General features: G+C 67.2%; 16 protein-coding genes and 3 tRNA genes. All 19 read left to right on the top strand.

Annotated features, from left to right (window positions below; genetic code table 11):
* Positions 1 to 15 precede the first annotated feature (15 nt).
* The 19 genes from I7X39_RS06065 to I7X39_RS05975 all read left to right on the top strand — a co-directional run bounded on the left by I7X39_RS06065 (position 16) and on the right by I7X39_RS05975 (position 17282).
* Positions 16 to 138, top strand: coding sequence for an entericidin A/B family lipoprotein (locus tag I7X39_RS06065; protein WP_198110079.1), 123 nt, complete (start codon positions 16 to 18; stop codon positions 136 to 138).
* Positions 139 to 174: 36 nt separating this feature from the next.
* Positions 175 to 825 (top strand): 3-isopropylmalate dehydratase small subunit, encoded by a 651-nt coding sequence (leuD, locus tag I7X39_RS06060; RefSeq protein WP_198110078.1) that lies wholly within the window; start codon positions 175 to 177, stop codon positions 823 to 825.
* Positions 822 to 1922: a 3-isopropylmalate dehydrogenase gene (leuB, locus tag I7X39_RS06055; RefSeq protein WP_198110077.1), complete on the top strand. Its 1101-nt coding sequence runs from the start codon at positions 822 to 824 to the stop codon at positions 1920 to 1922. Before leuD ends, leuB begins: the two co-directional genes overlap by 4 nt.
* A gap of 90 nt (positions 1923 to 2012) precedes the next feature.
* The gene (gene asd / locus I7X39_RS06050) at positions 2013 to 3140 is read left to right on the top strand and encodes an aspartate-semialdehyde dehydrogenase (protein ID WP_198110076.1); all 1128 of its coding nucleotides are present in this window, start codon (positions 2013 to 2015) and stop codon (positions 3138 to 3140) included.
* A 204-nt stretch (positions 3141 to 3344) separates the two neighbouring features.
* Entirely contained in the window at positions 3345 to 5747 is a 2403-nt protein-coding gene (locus tag I7X39_RS06045; protein WP_232351746.1) for a FimV/HubP family polar landmark protein, read from the top strand.
* A 59-nt stretch (positions 5748 to 5806) separates the two neighbouring features.
* Positions 5807 to 6589, top strand: a complete 783-nt coding sequence (gene truA, locus I7X39_RS06040) for a tRNA pseudouridine(38-40) synthase TruA (protein ID WP_198110075.1) — start codon at positions 5807 to 5809, stop codon at positions 6587 to 6589.
* A 2-nt stretch (positions 6590 to 6591) separates the two neighbouring features.
* Complete coding sequence (locus tag I7X39_RS06035) at positions 6592 to 7254, top strand: phosphoribosylanthranilate isomerase (RefSeq protein WP_198110239.1); 663 nt, start codon at positions 6592 to 6594, stop codon at positions 7252 to 7254.
* A complete protein-coding gene (gene trpB / locus I7X39_RS06030) occupies positions 7241 to 8506 on the top strand; it encodes a tryptophan synthase subunit beta (RefSeq protein WP_198110074.1) in 1266 nt (421 codons plus the stop codon). Before I7X39_RS06035 ends, trpB begins: the two co-directional genes overlap by 14 nt.
* Entirely contained in the window at positions 8506 to 9318 is an 813-nt protein-coding gene (gene trpA, locus I7X39_RS06025) for a tryptophan synthase subunit alpha (RefSeq protein ID WP_198110073.1), read from the top strand. The genes trpB and trpA overlap by 1 nt, the downstream gene beginning before the upstream one ends.
* Positions 9315 to 10187: an acetyl-CoA carboxylase, carboxyltransferase subunit beta gene (gene accD, locus I7X39_RS06020; protein ID WP_198110072.1), complete on the top strand. Its 873-nt coding sequence runs from the start codon at positions 9315 to 9317 to the stop codon at positions 10185 to 10187. Before trpA ends, accD begins: the two co-directional genes overlap by 4 nt.
* Before the next feature lie 55 nt (positions 10188 to 10242).
* On the top strand, positions 10243 to 11517 hold the full coding sequence (folC, locus tag I7X39_RS06015) for a bifunctional tetrahydrofolate synthase/dihydrofolate synthase (RefSeq protein WP_198110071.1): 1275 nt from the start codon (positions 10243 to 10245) through the stop codon (positions 11515 to 11517).
* A gap of 24 nt (positions 11518 to 11541) precedes the next feature.
* On the top strand, positions 11542 to 12264 hold the full coding sequence (locus I7X39_RS06010; RefSeq protein ID WP_198110070.1) for an SPOR domain-containing protein: 723 nt from the start codon (positions 11542 to 11544) through the stop codon (positions 12262 to 12264).
* Entirely contained in the window at positions 12264 to 12779 is a 516-nt protein-coding gene (locus I7X39_RS06005; protein ID WP_198110069.1) for a CvpA family protein, read from the top strand. The genes I7X39_RS06010 and I7X39_RS06005 overlap by 1 nt, the downstream gene beginning before the upstream one ends.
* A gap of 10 nt (positions 12780 to 12789) precedes the next feature.
* Positions 12790 to 14298 (top strand): amidophosphoribosyltransferase, encoded by a 1509-nt coding sequence (purF, locus tag I7X39_RS06000; RefSeq protein ID WP_198110068.1) that lies wholly within the window; start codon positions 12790 to 12792, stop codon positions 14296 to 14298.
* Positions 14295 to 15515, top strand: a complete 1221-nt coding sequence (locus tag I7X39_RS05995) for an O-succinylhomoserine sulfhydrylase (RefSeq protein WP_198110067.1) — start codon at positions 14295 to 14297, stop codon at positions 15513 to 15515. Before purF ends, I7X39_RS05995 begins: the two co-directional genes overlap by 4 nt.
* A 10-nt stretch (positions 15516 to 15525) precedes the next feature.
* Complete coding sequence (gene gltX / locus I7X39_RS05990) at positions 15526 to 16917, top strand: glutamate--tRNA ligase (RefSeq protein WP_198110066.1); 1392 nt, start codon at positions 15526 to 15528, stop codon at positions 16915 to 16917.
* Positions 16918 to 16963: 46 nt separating this feature from the next.
* Positions 16964 to 17039 (top strand) — tRNA-Ala (locus I7X39_RS05985).
* A 35-nt stretch (positions 17040 to 17074) separates the two neighbouring features.
* Positions 17075 to 17150, top strand: a tRNA-Glu gene (locus tag I7X39_RS05980).
* Between the two features lie 55 nt (positions 17151 to 17205).
* A tRNA-Asp gene (locus I7X39_RS05975) sits at positions 17206 to 17282 on the top strand.
* The last annotated feature ends 148 nt before the right edge of the window (positions 17283 to 17430 follow it).

Raw genomic sequence — 17430 nt, 5'->3', positions numbered from 1 at the left:
CCCTGAGGCAAAACCATGAAAAAGCTGTTGACCCTGATCCTCACCCTGACCGTTCTGGCGGGCTGCAACACCATGAAAGGCTTCGGCCAGGATGTGCAGAAGGTGGGCGAAAAGATCGAGGGCGCTGCCAAGAAGTAGTTGAGGCCCGGGCTGACCCCTGGGCATGGAGAAACGATGCAAGCCTTTCGCCAGCACCAGGGGCTGGTGGTGCCCCTTGACCGGGCCAATGTCGACACCGACGCCATCATCCCGAAGCAGTTCCTCAAGTCCATCCTGCGCACCGGCTTCGGCCCGAACCTGTTCGACGAGTGGCGCTACCTGGACCGCGGTGAGCCCGGTCAGGACCCGGCCCGCCGCCGCCCCAACCCGGACTTCGTGCTCAACCAGCCGCGCTACGCCGGCGCCAGCATCCTGCTGGCCCGCGCCAATTTCGGCTGCGGTTCCAGCCGCGAGCACGCGCCCTGGGCCATCCAGCAGTACGGCATCCGGGCGCTGATCGCCCCGAGCTACGCCGACATCTTCTTCAACAACTGCTTCAAGAATGGCCTGCTGCCGGTGGTGCTGCCGGCCGAGGTGGTGGACCGGCTGTTCGCCGCCGTGCAGGCCACGCCGGGCTACCAGCTCACCGTCGACCTGGAGCAGCAGGTGGTGCGCACGCCCGAGGGCGCCGAGCACCGCTTTGAGGTCGAACCCTTCCGCAAGCATTGCCTGCTCAATGGGCTGGACGACATCGGCCTGACCCTGCAGCACGCCAAGGAGATCGAGGCCTATCAGGCCAAGCGCCTGGCAGACAAGCCCTGGCTGAAGAAGGAGTTGTCGGCATGAGCGCGAAGCTGATTGCGGTGCTGCCGGGCGATGGCATCGGCCCGGAAATCATGGCCGAGGCCGTCAAGGTGCTGCAGGCCCTGGACCTGGACCTGCAGCTGGAAACCGCACCCGTGGGCGGCGCGGCCTACGAGGCCAGCGGCCACCCGCTGCCGGACACCACGCTGAACCTGGCCAAGAAGGCCGACGCCGTGCTGTTCGGCGCCGTGGGCGATTGGAAGTACGACAAGCTGGAGCGTGCGCTGCGGCCCGAGCAGGCCATCCTGGGTCTGCGCAAGCACCTGGGGCTGTTCGCCAACTTCCGCCCCGCGCTCTGCTACGAGCAACTGACGCACGCATCCAGCCTCAAGCCCGAGTTGGTGGCGGGGCTGGACATCCTGATCCTGCGCGAGCTGACCGGCGACATCTACTTCGGCACCCCGCGCGGCCGCCGCACCGCGGTGGACGGCCACTTCCCCGGCGCCGAGGAAGCCTTCGACACCATGCGCTACTCACGCCCGGAGATCGAGCGCATCGCCCACCTGGCCTTCCAGGCGGCGCGCAAACGGCGCGGGAAGGTCACCAGCGTGGACAAGGCCAATGTGCTGGAGACCTCGCAGCTCTGGAAGGACGTCGTCACCGAGGTGCACCAGCAGTACGCCGATGTGCAGCTCGACCACATGTACGTGGACAACGCCGCGATGCAGCTGGTCAAGGCGCCGAAAGCCTTTGACGTCATCGTCACCGGCAATCTGTTTGGCGACATCCTCAGCGACGAGGCCGCGATGCTGACCGGCTCGATCGGCATGCTGCCCTCGGCCTCGCTGGACAAGAACGGCAAGGGCCTGTACGAGCCCAGCCATGGCAGTGCGCCTGATATCGCCGGCAAGGGCGTGGCGAACCCGCTTGCTACCATCCTCAGCGCCGCCATGATGCTTCGCTACACCCTCAACCAGCCCGCGCAGGCCGACCGCATCGAAGCGGCGGTCCAGGCCGTGCTCGCCCAGGGCCTGCGCACCGGTGACATCTGGAGCGAAGGCACCACCAAGGTGGGCACCCGCGAGATGGGTGACGCCGTCGTGGGCATGATTAAAACCACCCCGATTACCAAGAGCTGACGGCTCTCGGTTCGCCACGCCACCCCAGGGACCCGGCGAGCGAGCCGGGAATCCCAGGGTCCTGATATTCAAGGAAGCAAGGTGAACACGATGGCAGTTTCCAAGAACCCCCTGGTCGGCCTGGTCGGCTGGCGCGGCATGGTCGGCTCGGTGCTGATGGACCGCATGGGCGCAGAGCGCGATTTCGATCTGATCGAGCCGCTCTTCTTCAGCACCAGCAATGCCGGGGGCGCAGCACCCGCGCAGGCCAAGAACGAGACCCGGCTGCAGGATGCATTCGATCTGGAGCAGCTCAAGCGCTGCGAGGTCATCATCACCTGCCAGGGGGGCGACTACACCACCGAAGTCTTCCCCAAGCTGCGTGCGGCCGGCTGGAAGGGCCACTGGATCGATGCGGCCTCGAGCCTGCGCATGGCCGATGACGCCGTCATCATCCTGGATCCGGTCAACCGCCCGGTCATCGACCAGGCGCTGAGCCAGGGCGGCCGCAATTGGATTGGCGGCAACTGCACCGTCAGCTGCATGCTGATGGGCGTGGGCGCGCTCTACAAGGCCGGGCTGGTGGAGTGGATGAGCACCCAGACCTACCAGGCCGCCAGCGGCGGTGGTGCCCAGCACATGCGCGAGCTGCTGACCCAGTACGGCACCCTGAACGCCGAGGTGCGCGCGCTGCTGGACGACCCCAAGAGCGCGATCCTGGAGATCGACCGCAAGATCGTCGAGAAGCAGCGCAGCCTGTCCGCTGCCGAAACCCAGCACTTCGGTGTGCCGCTCGGCGGCTCGCTGATCCCCTGGATCGACAAGGATCTGGGCAATGGCGTGTCGCGCGAAGAGTGGAAGGGCATGGCCGAGACCAACAAGATCCTCGGCGCGGCTCAGGCCATCCCGGTGGATGGCTTCTGCGTGCGCATCGGCGCCATGCGCTGCCACTCGCAGGCACTGACCTTCAAGCTGAAGAAGGATGTGCCGCTGGCCGACATCGAGGCTCTCATCGCCGCCGACAACGAATGGGTCAAGCTGGTGCCCAACACCCGCGAGGCCACCATCAAGGATTTGACCCCGGTGGCCGTGACCGGCACGCTGACGATCCCCGTCGGCCGCGTGCGCAGGCTCGCCATGGGCCCCGAGTACCTGGGCGCCTTCACCATCGGCGACCAGTTGCTCTGGGGTGCGGCCGAGCCGCTGCGCCGCATGTTGCGCATCCTGATCGAGCAATGACGCTTTAAGCCCGTCGCAAACGGCGTGCAACCCCTTGTTGCACCTGCGTTGCCCTCGGGCTACAAGGCGGGGCACTCGTAGTGGAACTACGGGTGCCCGCACCGGTACTGCAGGCATTTCATGAGGTCTGCAACGGATATGCTTGCCAGCCTTGAGTTTTCTCGCTGCAAAGGCGTTCGCGCCCAGGCGGCGACGGGAGTTGCCTTGAACCAGCTTGCCCTTTCGGCGCGCATGCGCTTCACCCTCAGTCACGTGGCCCTGGCCGCGCTCTGTGCCTTCTCGTCCGGCGCCCAGGCCCTGGGTCTCGGGCGCTTGAACGTGCAGTCGGCGCTGGGTGAGACCCTGAGGGCCGAAATCGAGCTGTCCTCCCTCAGCGCTGAAGAGGCGGCCAGCCTGCGCGTGCGCGTGGCGCCGCCGGATGCCTATCGGGCCAGCGGCCTGGAATACAACGCCGTGTTGCCGGGCACCCAGGTGCAGTTGGCACGTCGTGCCGATGGGCGGCCGGTGCTGCGCATCGCCAGCGACCGCGCGGTGCAGGAGCCCTTCCTGGATGTCGTGCTGGAGCTCACTTGGGCCTCGGGCCGGCTGACGCGCGAGTTCACGATGCTGTTCGATCCGCCCTCGTCGGCGCGTGCCCCCGAGGCCGTGACGGCGCCGGTGGTCAGCGCGCCCGCGCCCGCGCCGAGCGCATTGCCTTCTCAGCCTGCCTCGGCGGTCAGTCGGGCCCCGGCGTCGGCCGAGACCCCCCGCGCGCCTCGCCCGGCCCCCGCCCCGGCGGCGGTGGCAGACGGCACGGTGGTGGTGCGCCCGGGTGAATCCCTTTCGCGTGTGGCGGCCCGGCACCTGCCCGAGGGCGTGTCGCTGGACCAGATGCTGGTGGCCCTGTATCGCCAGAACCCCGACGCGTTCATGGGCGAGAACATGAACCTGCTGCGTGCGGGTTCGCGCCTCAAGCTCCCCGCCAACGAGGCGCTGGCCGCGCTGGACAAAGCCGAGGCGCGCCAGGTCATCCGCGCGCACAGTGCGAACTTCGAAGCTGCGCGCCAGGGCCTGGCCAGTACCGCTCCTCGCGCGCCGAAGGACAGCGAGCGCGTCGCCAAGGGCCCGGTTGAGGCCGTGGTGACCGAACCCAAGGCGACCCCCAGCGGGGATCGTTTGACGCTCAGCAAGCCCGCGGTGGCAACCCCGCCGCCGGCGCCCGCCACGCCGCCCAAGCCGGTGCAACCGCCCGCCTCGCAGGTGGCCGAGCTGACGCGCAATGTCGAAGACCTGAAGAAGATCACCGAGGCCGCCAAGCCGGCTGCGAGTGCGGAGCCCGCAGCGTCGGCTGCACCGGCACCGGTGGCCGCGCCGCAGCCTGCATCGGCCACGCCTGCCGCCGTGCCGGTGGCCAAGCCCAAGCCGGTGGCGCCGCCACCCGCGCAGCCGCAGGCGGAAGAAGGGATGTTCAGCTGGCTCGCCACCCCGGTGGGTGCTGCCGGCGCGGCTGGTGTACTGGCCCTGCTTGGCTTTGGTGCCTTCCGCCTGCTGCGCAAGTCCAAGGGGGCGGAGAACCGCGAGACGATGTTCGGCGAGAGTCGCCTGCAACCTGACTCCTTCTTCGGCGTCACCGGCGGCCAGCGGGTCGACACGCGCGACGGTGGCAACACCATGTCGTCGATGTCCTACTCGCTCAGCCAGTTGGATGCGCATGGCGATGTCGATCCAGTAGCCGAGGCCGATGTCTATCTGGCTTATGGCCGCGACCTGCAGGCCGAAGAGATTCTGAAAGAGGCGCTGCGCGCCCAACCCGAGCGTCTGGCCATCCGCCTGAAGCTGCTAGAGGTCTACGCCAAGCGCCGCGATGTGCGCGGCTTCGAGCAGCTGGCCACCCAGTTCTATGCCGACACCAAGGGTGCGGGCGAGGATTGGGAGAAGGCGCAGGAGATGGGTCTGGGCATCGACCCGACCAACCCGCTCTACCAGCCCGGCGGCGGTCCGCGTTCGATGTTCGATGACGAGGCCCCGCGTCCGGAGCCGATGAACGCCACCACCATGCCGCAGGCGGCAGCGGCAATGGAAGAGGCGGAGCCCGATGTCGGCCCGCCGAGCCTGATCGATTTGGATCTCGACCTGGGTACTGCCGCACCGGCCCCGGCTCCGGCCGCCGATGCGATGGCGCGCACGCAGGGCTTGAAGGCGCAGCCCGAGGCCGTGCCCAGTGTGTCGATGGACCTGGACCTGGACCTGCCCGATCTGGGCGCCGCTGTGGCACCCGAGCCGGCGCCGGCTCCCTCGGTGGGCGGCAACAGCCTTCAGTTCAGCTTGGATGACCTGGGTGATTTCGATGCCGGTACCGTGGCCGCGCCGCTCGACAAGGGCACTGACGCCATGGGGCTGAACGACGGCTCGGCCTCCAAGGTCGGTGGCGATTCACTGATCGACGCCATGCAGGACCTCGCCGAGGACGATGGCGACCCGATGCAGCGCCAGTTGGAGCTGGCGGAAGAGTTCCGCCAGATTGGCGACACCGAAGGCGCGCGGGACGTCCTGCAGGAACTGATCAAGCAGGTGGGGAGCGGTCCGCTGTACGAGCGGGCCAAGGCGATGCTCGATCAGCTCCGCTGAGCCCAATGGTCCAATGCAAGGGCGCCTGCGGGCGCCCTTGTTTTTTTCGGAGTGAGTGCATGCGGGTTGCCTTGGGTGTGGCCTATCGGGGCGGGGCCTACTTCGGCTGGCAGAGCCAGCCGGGTGGCCAGACGGTGCAGGACCACTTGGAGCAGGCCCTGAGCCGGTTTGCCGATGAGCCCATCCGCACACTGTGCGCAGGTCGTACCGACGCGGGCGTGCATGGCCTCAATCAGGTCGTGCACTTCGACACCAGCCGGGAGCGCGAGCCCTTCTCCTGGGTGCGTGGCGTCAATCGCTACCTGCCAGCCGACATCGCCGTGCAGTGGAGCGCCTTTCCGCCGGCAGACTTCCATGCGCGCAACCACGCCCGGGCTCGGCGCTACGCCTACCTGCTGCTGGAGTCGCCGATCCGCCCCGCGCTGGAAGCCGGTGCCGTGGGTTGGGTGTTCCGCCCGCTTGACCTGGAGCCGATGCAAGCCGGCGCCGCAAGACTGATCGGCGAGCACGACTTCAGCTCCTTCCGTGCCGCCGAATGTCAGGCCGCTTCGCCGGTGAAGACCCTGCGCACGGTCGAGATCGCGCGCCGCGGGGCGTACTGGCGCTTCGAGTTCGAGGCCAATGCCTTCCTGCACCACATGGTGCGCAATTTGATGGGAGGGCTGCTGGCCGTGGGGCAGGGTATCCGCGACCCGGAGTGGCTGGGGGAGGTGCTGGCCGCGCGTGACCGCTCGGTGGCGGCGCCCACCTTTGCGCCCGATGGCCTGTATTTCGTGGGTCCGCGCTACGACGCGGAACTCGCACTGCCGGAACGCACGCCGGCGATGGATTGGTTGCCTTGACGATGAACTCCAGAACCCGAATCAAGATCTGCGGGCTGCGCGAGCCCGCGCATGTCGAGGCTGCCGTGCTGGCCGGCGCCGATGCGCTGGGCTTCGTGTTCTATGCGAAGAGCGTACGCGCCGTGACGTTGGAGCAGGCGAGCGCCTTGGTCGAGCTGCTGCCGCCCTTCGTGACACCGGTGGGGCTGTTCGTCAATGCCGATCCGAACGTGATCGATGCCGCGCTGCGAGCCATCCCGCAGTTGCTACTGCAGTTCCATGGCGATGAAGCCCCCGCGGAGTGCGAGCGTTGGGGGCGGCCCTATCTGCGTGCCCTGGCGGTGCGGCCGGAAACCAACTTGCTAGACTGCGCCCGCCGTCATCCCCACGCCCAGGCCTTGTTGCTGGACGCCCCTGTGGAAGGCTATGGCGGTGGTGGAAAGGTTTTCGATTGGTCACTGCTCAAACCAAGCGCCAACTCTCCGGTCGTTTTGTCTGGTGGGTTGAATGCGGACAACGTCGCCGATGGCATTCGGCGCGTGCGACCCTGGGCGGTTGACGTTTCCTCTGGCGTCGAGCAGACGCGGGGCGTCAAGAGCCCGGACCTGATCCGCCGCTTCTGTGCGGCGGTGCGTGCGGCGGATGCCGCGCAGACCACCGGATTGCCACCCCATGAAAACCTATGACCAGCCCGACGCGCGCGGGCATTTCGGCCCCTACGGCGGCCGCTTCGTTGCCGAAACCCTGATGCATGCACTGGCCGAGCTCGAAGCGGCCTATGCGAAGTACCAGCACGATCCCGAGTTCCTGGCCGAGTTCCGTGACGAGCTCGCGCACTTTGTGGGCCGCCCCAGCCCCATCTATCACGCCCGGCGCCTGTCCGAAGAGTTGGGCGGCGCGCAGATCTTGCTGAAGCGCGAGGACCTGAACCACACCGGCGCGCACAAGGTCAACAACACCATTGGCCAGGTGCTGCTGGCACGCCGCATGGGCAAGAAGCGGATCATTGCCGAGACCGGCGCCGGCCAGCATGGCGTGGCCACGGCCACGGTGTGTGCACGCTACGGCCTGGAATGCGTGGTCTACATGGGCTCCGAGGACGTCAAGCGCCAGTCGCCCAACGTCTACCGCATGCAGCTGCTGGGCGCTACGGTGGTGCCGGTGGAAAGCGGCAGCAAGACCCTGAAGGACGCGCTCAACGAGGCGATGCGCGACTGGGTCACCAACGTCGAGTCGACCTTCTACATCATCGGCACCGTCGCCGGCCCGCATCCCTATCCGATGCTGGTGCGCGACTTTCAGCGCGTCATCGGTGACGAGTGCATTGCGCAGATGCCCGAGATGGTCGGCCGACAACCCGATGCCGTGATTGCCTGCGTGGGCGGCGGCAGCAACGCCATGGGCATCTTTTATCCCTACATCCCTTTCGAGGGGGTGCGTCTGATCGGCGTCGAGGCCGCCGGTCGCGGCATCGAGACCGGACAGCACGCCGCCACGCTGAGCGCTGGCAGTCCGGGCGTGCTGCATGGCAATCGCACCTACTTGCTGCAGGACGAGGCGGGTCAGATCATTGAGACCCATTCCATCTCGGCCGGCCTGGACTACCCAGGCGTCGGCCCCGAGCACGCCTATCTGAAGGACATCGGCCGCGCCGAGTACGTGGGTGCCACCGATGCCGAGGCGCTGGCCGCCTTCCACCGCTTGTGCCGTACCGAGGGCATCATTCCCGCGCTGGAATCGAGCCATGCGCTGGCGCATGCGATGAAGATCGCGCCCACGATGGCCAAGGACCAGCAGCTGCTGGTGTGCCTGAGCGGCCGTGGTGACAAGGACATCGGCACCGTTGCCGACCTGAGCGGTTCGACCTTTTACTGCCGCCCCTCCTGCCGCGGCGAAGAGGCCAAGGGCGTGGCTTTCCTGAAGAAGGAGGTCCAGTGATGAGCCGTCTTGCCAAGACCTTTGACGGACTGAAGTCCGCAGGCCGCAAGGCCCTGATTCCCTATATCACCGCGGGCGACCCGCACCCGAACCAGACCCTGGGCCTGATGCAGGCCCTGGTGGCGGGCGGTGCGGACGTCATTGAGCTCGGCGTGCCCTTCAGCGACCCGATGGCTGACGGCCCGGTGATCCAGCGCGCCGCCGAGCGCGCGCTGGTGCACGGCGTGCGCCTGCTCGATGTGCTGGCCATGGTGCGCGCCTTCCGCCAGACCGACGCGCAAACGCCGGTGGTGCTGATGGGTTACGCGAACCCGATCGAGCGAATGGGGTTGGAGCGCTTTGCGCAGATGGCGCATGAAGCTGGTGTGGACGGCGTGCTGGTGGTGGACTACCCGCCCGAAGAGGCCGACGACTTTGCCAATGTGCTGAAGGCCCACCAGCTGGATCCCATCTTCCTGCTCGCGCCCACCTCATCAGACGCTCGCATCGCCAAGGTGGCCGAGCTGGCGAGTGGCTACGTTTACTACGTCTCCCTGCGCGGCGTGACCGGCGCGGCGCATCTGGATGCGGACGCGGTGGCGGCGCAGTTCCCGCGCCTGCGCGCCCAGCTCAAGCTGCCGATTGGCGTGGGCTTCGGCATCCGCGACGCCGCCTCCGCACGGGCTGTGAGCCAGGTTGCCGATGCGGTCGTCATCGGCTCCGCCCTGGTGCAACTGGTGGAACGCAGTGGGACCGATAATGCGCCGCTTGCGCTGCAACATTTCCTTGCGGAAATCCGCAGCGCCCTCGATGCAAAGGAAGTCGCCCCATGAGTTGGTTGGACAAACTGCTGCCGCCCAAGATGCAGCACAGCGACCCGGCCGAGCGCCGTCAGGTGCCCGAAGGCCTGTGGACCAAGTGCCCGAGCTGTGAAACCGTGCTCTACAAGGCCGATCTGGAGCAGAACCAAATGGTCTGCCCCAAGTGCAGCCACCACCATCGCATCGGCGCGCGCGCCCGCCTGAACGCCTTCCTGGATGGGGAAGGGCGCTACGAGATCGGCCAGGAAGTGCTGCCGGTCGACGCGTTGAAGTTCAAGGACAGCAAGAAGTACCCCGAACGCCTCAAGGAAGCGCTGGAAAACACTGGCGAGACCGATGCGCTGGTGGTGATGGGCGGTGCCGTGATGAGCATCCCGCTCGTGGCGGCCTGCTTCGAGTTCGAGTTCATGGGCGGCTCCATGGGCTCGGTGGTGGGTGAGCGCTTTGCCCGCGGTGTGCAGGCGGCGGTCGAGCAGAAGGTGCCCTTCCTGTGCTTCACCGCCACCGGTGGCGCGCGCATGCAGGAGGGCCTGCTGAGCCTGATGCAGATGGCCAAGTGCAATGCGGCGCTGACCCAGCTAGCACGTGCCCGCCTGCCCTACATCAGCATCCTGACCGACCCGACCATGGGTGGCGTCTCGGCCAGCTTCGCCTTCGTCGGTGACATCGTCATTGCCGAGCCCAAGGCCCTGATCGGCTTTGCCGGCCCGCGCGTGATCGAGAACACCGTGCGCGAGAAGCTGCCCCCGGGCTTCCAGCGTGCCGAGTTCCTGATGGAGAAGGGCGCGGTCGATCTGATCGTTGACCGCCGCGAGCTGCGTGCCACCGTGGCCAGCACCCTGGCCATGCTGCAGCGCCAGTCTGCCGACGCCGTCGCCTGAACCCGCTGCCTTCGACTGAACGGCCAGGCTCTGCCTGGCCTTTTTCATATCTGCCATGACCTTGAACGACTGGCTCGCCCGCTGCGAGCGCCTGCACCCCAAGACCATCGACATGACGCTGGACCGGGTGAACGCGGTGCGCGATCGCCTGGGTCTGCGCTTCAGCACGCCGGTGATCAGCGTCGCCGGCACCAATGGCAAGGGTTCGACCTGCGCGATGCTGGATGCGATCGCCCGTGCCGCCGGCTACCGCGTCGGCCTGTACAGCAAGCCGCATCTGGTGCATTTCGAAGAGCGCTGCCGGGTCAATGGCGAGATGGTCAGCGCCGAGTCGCTGGTGCCGCATTTCGAGGCCGTGGAGGCCGCGCGCGGTGAGATCACGCTGACCTACTTCGAATTCACCACCCTGGCGATCATGCGGCGCCTGAGCCTGGAGCCGCTGGATCTGGTGATCCTCGAAGTGGGCATGGGCGGGCGCCTGGACGCCGTCAATGCGGTCGACGCCGATCTGGCGCTGATCACCAGCATCGACCTTGACCACGTCGAGTTTCTGGGTCCCGACCGTGAATCCATCGGCCGTGAGAAGGCGGGCATCTTGCGCGCGGGGCGCCTGGCGGTGTGTTCCGACCCCATGCCGCCGGCCAGCATCGCCGCCGAGGCGGCACGCCTCGGAGTGGACCTGCGCCAGTCGGGGCGCGACTTCCGTTTCGAGGGCGACCGCCAGCAATGGCGCTGGGAAGGGCGCAGCCGCCGCTTTGCCGGCCTGGCCTATCCGGCGCTGCGGGGCGTCAATCAGCTGCTGAATGCCGCTGGGGTGCTGGCCGCCTTCGAGGCCCTGCACGATCGCCTGCCCATCAACGCCCAGGCGGTGCGCGCTGGCTTGGCACTGGTGGATCTGCCGGGGCGCTTCCAGGTCCTGCCCGGCCAGCCGGCTGTGGTACTGGACGTGGCGCACAACCCGCACGCGGTGGCGGCGTTGGCCCAGAACCTCGACCAGATGGGCTTCTCACCGCGCACCCGTGCCGTGTTTGGTGCCATGGCGGACAAGGCCCTTGACGGCGTGTTCGCGGCCATTTCGCCCTGGGTGGACCACTGGTGCTTCACCGACCTTCCCACCCCCCGGGCCGCACGCGCGGCCGAACTGAGCCAGCGCTGGGCAGCGTTGCAGCCCGGTCTCAAGACGCCCGGTGCGGTGACGGTCAGCGAGCATGCCGACCCGGTGCAGGCCCTGGCCCATGCCCGGGCCTTGAGCGAGCCCGCCGATAGAATCTTGGTCTTCGGTTCCTTCTACACGGTTGGCGCGGTGCTGGGCTCCATGTCGCAGCGTTGACGCGTCGGCGTCACCCCCGCTCGCATGGACTTGCTGTCCCTTTTCCGGCGCTCTGCCGCCCCTGCCGAAGCACCGCGCGGCAAGCGCTCCCGCAGCGCCGCCGCCCACGACCAGGCCGTGCAGCAGCTGCGCCAGCGCGCCCGCCACCGACTGATTGGTGCGGCCGTGCTGGTCGGCCTGGGCTTGCTGGCCTTCCCGCTGGTGTTCGAAACCCAGCCGCGGCCGGTGCCGATGGACCTGCCCATCGTCATTCCGGCCAAGGAGACCGCCCCACCCTTGGCCCCCCCTCCGAGCGTGGCTGCCGCCACTTTGCCCGAGGCGGCCCAGCGCCAGCCACTTCCCGACCCGGTGCCGGAAGCGGCTGCCGAGCCCGAACCCAGGCCGGCCCCAGCGCCGGAGGCCGCCGCCGCATCCAAGCCGGAAGCGTCCAAGCCTGTCGCACCGCCGGCCGAGCGCAAGCCGCCCCAAACGGCTCAGGTGGCCCAGGCCGCCCAGGTGGCCTCGGCGCCAGTCGCGGCCGGGCGCTTCATCGTGCAGGTCGGCGCCTTTGCCGAGCGGGCCGCCGCGCAGGAGGCGCGCGCCAAGCTGGAGCGCAAGGGCTTGAAGACCTACACCCAGGTGGCCAAGACCAAGGACGGCGACCGCATCCGTGTCCGCCTGGGGCCGTTTGCTGACCGCGCCGAGGCCGAGCGTGCCGCTTCCACGGCCAAGGGCCTGGGCCTGGCGGGCCAGGTGCTGACGCTCTGATGCCCGAGTCCGTGCTCCTGAGTTGGGCCGATCTGATGGTGTTGGCCCTGCTGCTGATCTCTTTGATCGTCGGGGCTTGGCGCGGTCTGGTGCTCGAAGTGTTTTCGCTCGCGGCCTGGGTACTGGCCTATTTCTTGGCGCCCTGGCTCGCACCGGTGGTGGAAGGCTGGCTGCCGGCGAAGATCGCCCAAGGTGGCTGGCAGGAGTTGGCCGCGCTGGTGCTGGCCTTCATCCTGGTGCTGGTGGTGTGCGGCCTGACCGGACGCCTGCTGCGCATGCTGCTGCATGCCACCCCGCTTGCTTTTGTCGATCGGCTGCTCGGTGCCGGCTTTGGCCTGCTGCGCGGTCTGCTGCTGGCGCTCTTGGGGGCCGTGCTCATCGGCTTCACGCCCTTCAAGCGCCATCCGGCCTGGACTGAATCCATTTCACGCCCCATCCTGCACGGCACGCTGCAGCTGGCGGCGCCCCTGCTGCCGCAAGCGCTGCAGGGCCTGCTTGAATCTCGCAAGTCTTAAGGATCCCATCATGTGCGGCATCGTCGGCGCCATCTCCCAGCAACCCGTCAACCAGCTGCTGTACGACAGCCTGCTGCTGTTGCAGCACCGCGGCCAGGATGCGGCCGGCATCGTCACCATGCAGGGCACCAAGTGCTTCATGCACAAGGCCAAGGGCATGGTGCGCGACGTCTTCCGCACCCGCAACATGCGCGCGCTGCCGGGCCAGATCGGCCTGGGCCAGGTGCGCTACCCCACCGCCGGCAATGCCCATAGCGAAGAAGAGGCCCAGCCCTTCTACGTCAATGCGCCCTTCGGCCTGGTGCTGGTTCACAACGGCAATTTGACCAATGCCGCGGCGCTGCGTCAGGAGCTGTTCGACCTGGACCGTCGCCACATCAATACCGAGAGCGACACCGAAGTGCTGATCAATGTGGTGGCGCACGAACTGGAAAAGGCCGCGCGTGACCTGCCCGTCACGCCGGAAGCGGTTTTCAAGGCCGTGACGGCCGTGCACCGCCGCCTGCGCGGCAGCTATGCGGTGATCGCCCTGATCGCCGGGCATGGCCTGCTGGCATTCCGCGACCCCTACGGCATCCGCCCGCTCTGCTTCGGCCAGGGGCAGACCGGCGAATGGATGGTGGCCAGCGAATCGGTGGTGCTTGAGGGCACGGGTTTCAAGCTGGAGCGCGATGTGGCGCCCGGTGAGGCCCTTTTCATCGACGCCAAGGGCGGCCTGCACACCCAGCAATGTGCGGATGCCCCCAAGCTCAACCCCTGCATGTTCGAGTTCGTCTACCTGGCGCGCCCGGATTCGGTGATGGACGGCATTTCCGTTTACCAGGCCCGCCTGAACATGGGCGAGACGCTGGCGCAGCGCGTGATCTCGACGATCCCGCCGACCGAGATCGATGTGGTGATCCCGATCCCCGAATCGAGCCGCCCCTCGGCCATGCAGCTCGCGCACCGCATCGGCCGGCCCTACCGCGAGGGCTTCGTCAAGAACCGCTACGTGGGTCGCACCTTCATCATGCCGGGCCAGGGCGTGCGCAAGAAGTCGGTGCGCCAGAAGCTCAATGCCATCGGGCAGGAGTTCAAGGGCCGGCGCGTGCTGCTGGTGGACGACTCCATCGTGCGCGGCACCACCTCGAAGGAGATCGTGCAGATGGCGCGGGACGCCGGTGCCACCAAGGTCTACATGGCCTCGGCCGCGCCGCCGGTGAAGTTTCCGAACGTGTACGGCATCGACATGCCGACCAGCAAGGAACTGATCGCTCACGGCCGCACGCTGGAGGAAATCCGCGCCTACATCGGTGCTGACGCGCTGATCTACCAGGACGTGGATGCGATGAAGCGCGTGGTCGCAGCCCTGCGTCCGGGGCTGGACGGCTTCGAGGCCAGCTGCTTCGACGGCCACTACATCACCGGCGACATCGGCGCCGAGCAGATCGCCGCCATGCAGGCCATTCGCCCCAAGGGCAGCGAGGAAGAGGACGGCGCAGACACCGGCCGCCTGGCCCTGCAGGAGCGTGGCGAATGACGATCCCGGCATCCGGCCTGCCCCAGGGCCTGCAGATCGACACCCTGGCCGTGCGTGAGGGCTTGCCCGCCACACCCTGGGGCGAGAACAGCGAGGCCTTGTTCCTAACCAGCAGCTTCTGCCACCCGAATGCCGCCACCGCGGCGGCACGCTTTTCGGGCGAGGAGGAAGGCTTCGTCTACAGCCGCTTCTCCAACCCGACGGTGATGATGATGGAGCGCCGCCTGGCCGCGCTCGAAGGCACCGAGGCCTGCATTGCCACCAGCTCGGGCATGGCCGCCATCCTGTTGCTGCTGATGGGCCTGCTGAAGAGCGGCGACCATGTGGTCTGCTCGCGCTCGGTGTTCGGTTCGACCATCAAGCTGCTTCAGGCCGAGTTCGGCAAGTTCGGCGTGAGCTCGAGCTTTGTCTCGCAGACCGATCTGGGCGAATGGCGCGCGGCCCTGCGGCCCGAGACCAGGCTGCTGCTGGCCGAGTCCCCCACCAACCCGCTGACCGAGGTCTGCGACATCGCCGCGCTGGCCGAGTTGGCCCATGGCCATGGTGCACTGCTGGCGGTGGACAACTGCTTCGCCACCCCGGCGCTGCAACGCCCGGCCGCGTTCGGGGCGGACCTGATCATCCATTCGGGCACCAAGTACCTGGACGGCCAGGGCCGGGTGCTGGCCGGCGCGCTGTGCGGATCCAAGGCCCTGATCGACAAGGTGCTGACCCCGGTGCTGCGCAGCGCCGGCATGTCGCTCTCGCCCTTCAATGCCTGGGTGGTGCTAAAGGGGTTGGAGACGCTCTCGATCCGCATGCAGGCGCAATGCGCACGCGCGCTCGAGCTGGCGCGCTGGCTGGAAGCCCAGCCCCAGGTTTCGCGCGTGCATTACCCGGGGCTGCCCAGCCACCCGCAGCACGAATTGGCGCTGCGCCAGATGGGCGGGCAGGGCGGGGCGGTGATCGCCTTCGAACTGGCCGCGGGCCAGGGTGCCGTGGCGCAGCGCAGCGCCGCCTTCGCTTGCATCGACGCCACGCGCCTGATGTCCATCACCGCCAATCTGGGCGACACCAAGACCACCATCACCCACCCGGCCAGCACCTCGCATGGCCGCCTGACCGAAGAGCAGCGCCAAGCCGCCGGCATCAGCCAGGGCCTGATCCGCATCGCCGTCGGTTTGGAAGATGCCCGCGACCTGCAAGCCGATCTGGCGCGCATGCTGGCCGCTGTTTGAAGAAGAGACCATGAGCCAAGTCCGTACCCGTATCGCCCCGTCGCCCACCGGCTTCCTGCACCTGGGCACCGCGCGCACTGCGTTGTTTTCCTGGGCCTATGCCCGTCACCATGGCGGCCAGTTCGTGCTGCGCATCGAAGACACCGATGTGGCGCGCTCCACCCAGGATTCGGTCGAGCAGATCCTGGCCTCTATGCATTGGCTGGGCCTGGAGTACGACGAGGGCCCGATCTATCAGATGCAGCGTCTGGAGCGCTACCAGGCCGTCGCCCAGGAGCTGATTGCCGCGGGCAAGGCCTACTACTGCTATTGCACGCCGGAAGAGCTGAACGCGATGCGCGAGGCGCAGAAGGCACGCGGCGAGAAGACCGGCTACGACGGCCGCTGGCGCCCGGCGCCGGGCAAGACCCTGCCGGCGATTCCCGAAGGCGTGAAGCCGGTGATCCGGTTCGCCAACCCGGAAGAGGGCGATGTGGTCTGGAACGACCTCGTCAAGGGCCCGATCAGCATCAACAACCGCGAGATCGACGACCTGATCATCGTCCGCCCCGATGGGGTGCCGACCTACAACTTCGCCGTCGTGGTCGATGACTGGGACATGCAGATCACCCATGTGTTCCGGGGTGACGAACACGTCAACAACACGCCCTGGCAGATCAATCTGTTCCGTGCCCTGGGTGCGCCGCTGCCGGCCTTCGGCCATGTGCCCATCATCCTGGGCGACGACGGACTGAAGCTCTCCAAGCGCCGCGGCGCCGTGAGCGTCACGGCCTACGAAGAAGCTGGCTACCTGCCCGAGGCCATGCTGAACTACCTGGCACGCCTGGGCTGGAGCCATGGCGACGACGAGATCTTCAGCCGTGAGCAGCTGGTGGCCTGGTTTGACGGCTCGCACCTCACCAAGAGCCCGGCGCAATGGGATGCGGCGAAGCTGGAGTGGGTCAACGGCCAGTACATCAAGGCGGCCGATGACGCCCGCCTGGCTGCATTGGTCAAGCCGCGCCTGCTAAAGCGCGGCCTGACCGTGCCTGACACCGCCCCGCTGGCGGCGATGTGTGCCTTGTTCAAGGACCGCTGCAACACGCTGGAGGTGCTGGCGGACTGGCTGGCCATGTTCTTCGGGTCGGTGCAGGCCAGCGAGGCCGATCAGACCCAGCACTTGACCGAGGGCGCACGTGCCGCCCTGCAGGAGCTTGCCGCCGCGCTGAAGGAGGCCGAGTGGACGCCGGCAGGCGTTTCCGCCGCGATGAAGGCCGTGCTGACGGCGCGCGGTCTGAAGATGCCGCAACTGGCCATTCCGCTGCGCGTGCTGGTCTGCGGTCGCAGCCAAACGCCCGCCATCGACCAGGTCCTGGCCCTGTTCGATCGAGAAATTTTGATGGCCCGCTTGCAATCCGCCTGAAAAGTGTTCTATAGTCGCTGTCTCGCTTGAACGGCGTACTTCCTTTGGGGGTATAGCTCAGCTGGGAGAGCGCTTGCATGGCATGCAAGAGGTCAGCGGTTCGATCCCGCTTACCTCCACCAAATCAGCAAGTGCGCCGTTTGAGGTTGAAGGATTTGTCCCCTTCGTCTAGAGGCCTAGGACACGACCCTTTCACGGTTGTAACAGGGGTTCGAATCCCCTAGGGGACGCCAAAATTAGAATGGTCTGGCAAACCGGCGAAGCAATTCGCGAATTTGCTACCGACGCGGAGTGGTAGTTCAGTCGGTTAGAATACCGGCCTGTCACGCCGGGGGTCGCGGGTTCGAGTCCCGTCCACTCCGCCAAAGTATTTGAAAAGCCCGCTTAATCAGCGGGCTTTTTCTTTATTAGTGTGAGGCTGCAGTTTTGTGGCGAAATTTTCCGGTGTTGCCGGTTAATGAAACCAGAAAATCTGCGATATAGTTTCAACATTGCTTGAACAGCGTGCCTTCT

This window comes from Inhella proteolytica (genome assembly GCF_016093275.1).
Taxonomy (GTDB): Bacteria; Pseudomonadota; Gammaproteobacteria; order Burkholderiales; family Burkholderiaceae_C; genus Inhella; species Inhella proteolytica.
This window is presented reverse-complemented; position numbering and strand designations above follow the sequence as displayed.

What these genes read in the sequence shown, in the direction of transcription:
- I7X39_RS06065 (WP_198110079.1), top strand. Translation starts at nt 16, where the DNA reads ATGAAAAAGCTGTTGACCCTGATCCTCACCCTGACCGTTCTGGCGGGC.
- leuD (WP_198110078.1), top strand. Translation starts at nt 175, where the DNA reads ATGCAAGCCTTTCGCCAGCACCAGGGGCTGGTGGTGCCCCTTGACCGG.
- leuB (WP_198110077.1), top strand. Translation starts at nt 822, where the DNA reads ATGAGCGCGAAGCTGATTGCGGTGCTGCCGGGCGATGGCATCGGCCCG.
- asd (WP_198110076.1), top strand. Translation starts at nt 2,013, where the DNA reads ATGGCAGTTTCCAAGAACCCCCTGGTCGGCCTGGTCGGCTGGCGCGGC.
- truA (WP_198110075.1), top strand. Translation starts at nt 5,807, where the DNA reads ATGCGGGTTGCCTTGGGTGTGGCCTATCGGGGCGGGGCCTACTTCGGC.
- I7X39_RS06035 (WP_198110239.1), top strand. Translation starts at nt 6,592, where the DNA reads ATGAACTCCAGAACCCGAATCAAGATCTGCGGGCTGCGCGAGCCCGCG.
- trpB (WP_198110074.1), top strand. Translation starts at nt 7,241, where the DNA reads ATGAAAACCTATGACCAGCCCGACGCGCGCGGGCATTTCGGCCCCTAC.
- trpA (WP_198110073.1), top strand. Translation starts at nt 8,506, where the DNA reads ATGAGCCGTCTTGCCAAGACCTTTGACGGACTGAAGTCCGCAGGCCGC.
- accD (WP_198110072.1), top strand. Translation starts at nt 9,315, where the DNA reads ATGAGTTGGTTGGACAAACTGCTGCCGCCCAAGATGCAGCACAGCGAC.
- folC (WP_198110071.1), top strand. Translation starts at nt 10,243, where the DNA reads ATGACCTTGAACGACTGGCTCGCCCGCTGCGAGCGCCTGCACCCCAAG.
- I7X39_RS06010 (WP_198110070.1), top strand. Translation starts at nt 11,542, where the DNA reads ATGGACTTGCTGTCCCTTTTCCGGCGCTCTGCCGCCCCTGCCGAAGCA.
- I7X39_RS06005 (WP_198110069.1), top strand. Translation starts at nt 12,264, where the DNA reads ATGCCCGAGTCCGTGCTCCTGAGTTGGGCCGATCTGATGGTGTTGGCC.
- purF (WP_198110068.1), top strand. Translation starts at nt 12,790, where the DNA reads ATGTGCGGCATCGTCGGCGCCATCTCCCAGCAACCCGTCAACCAGCTG.
- I7X39_RS05995 (WP_198110067.1), top strand. Translation starts at nt 14,295, where the DNA reads ATGACGATCCCGGCATCCGGCCTGCCCCAGGGCCTGCAGATCGACACC.
- gltX (WP_198110066.1), top strand. Translation starts at nt 15,526, where the DNA reads ATGAGCCAAGTCCGTACCCGTATCGCCCCGTCGCCCACCGGCTTCCTG.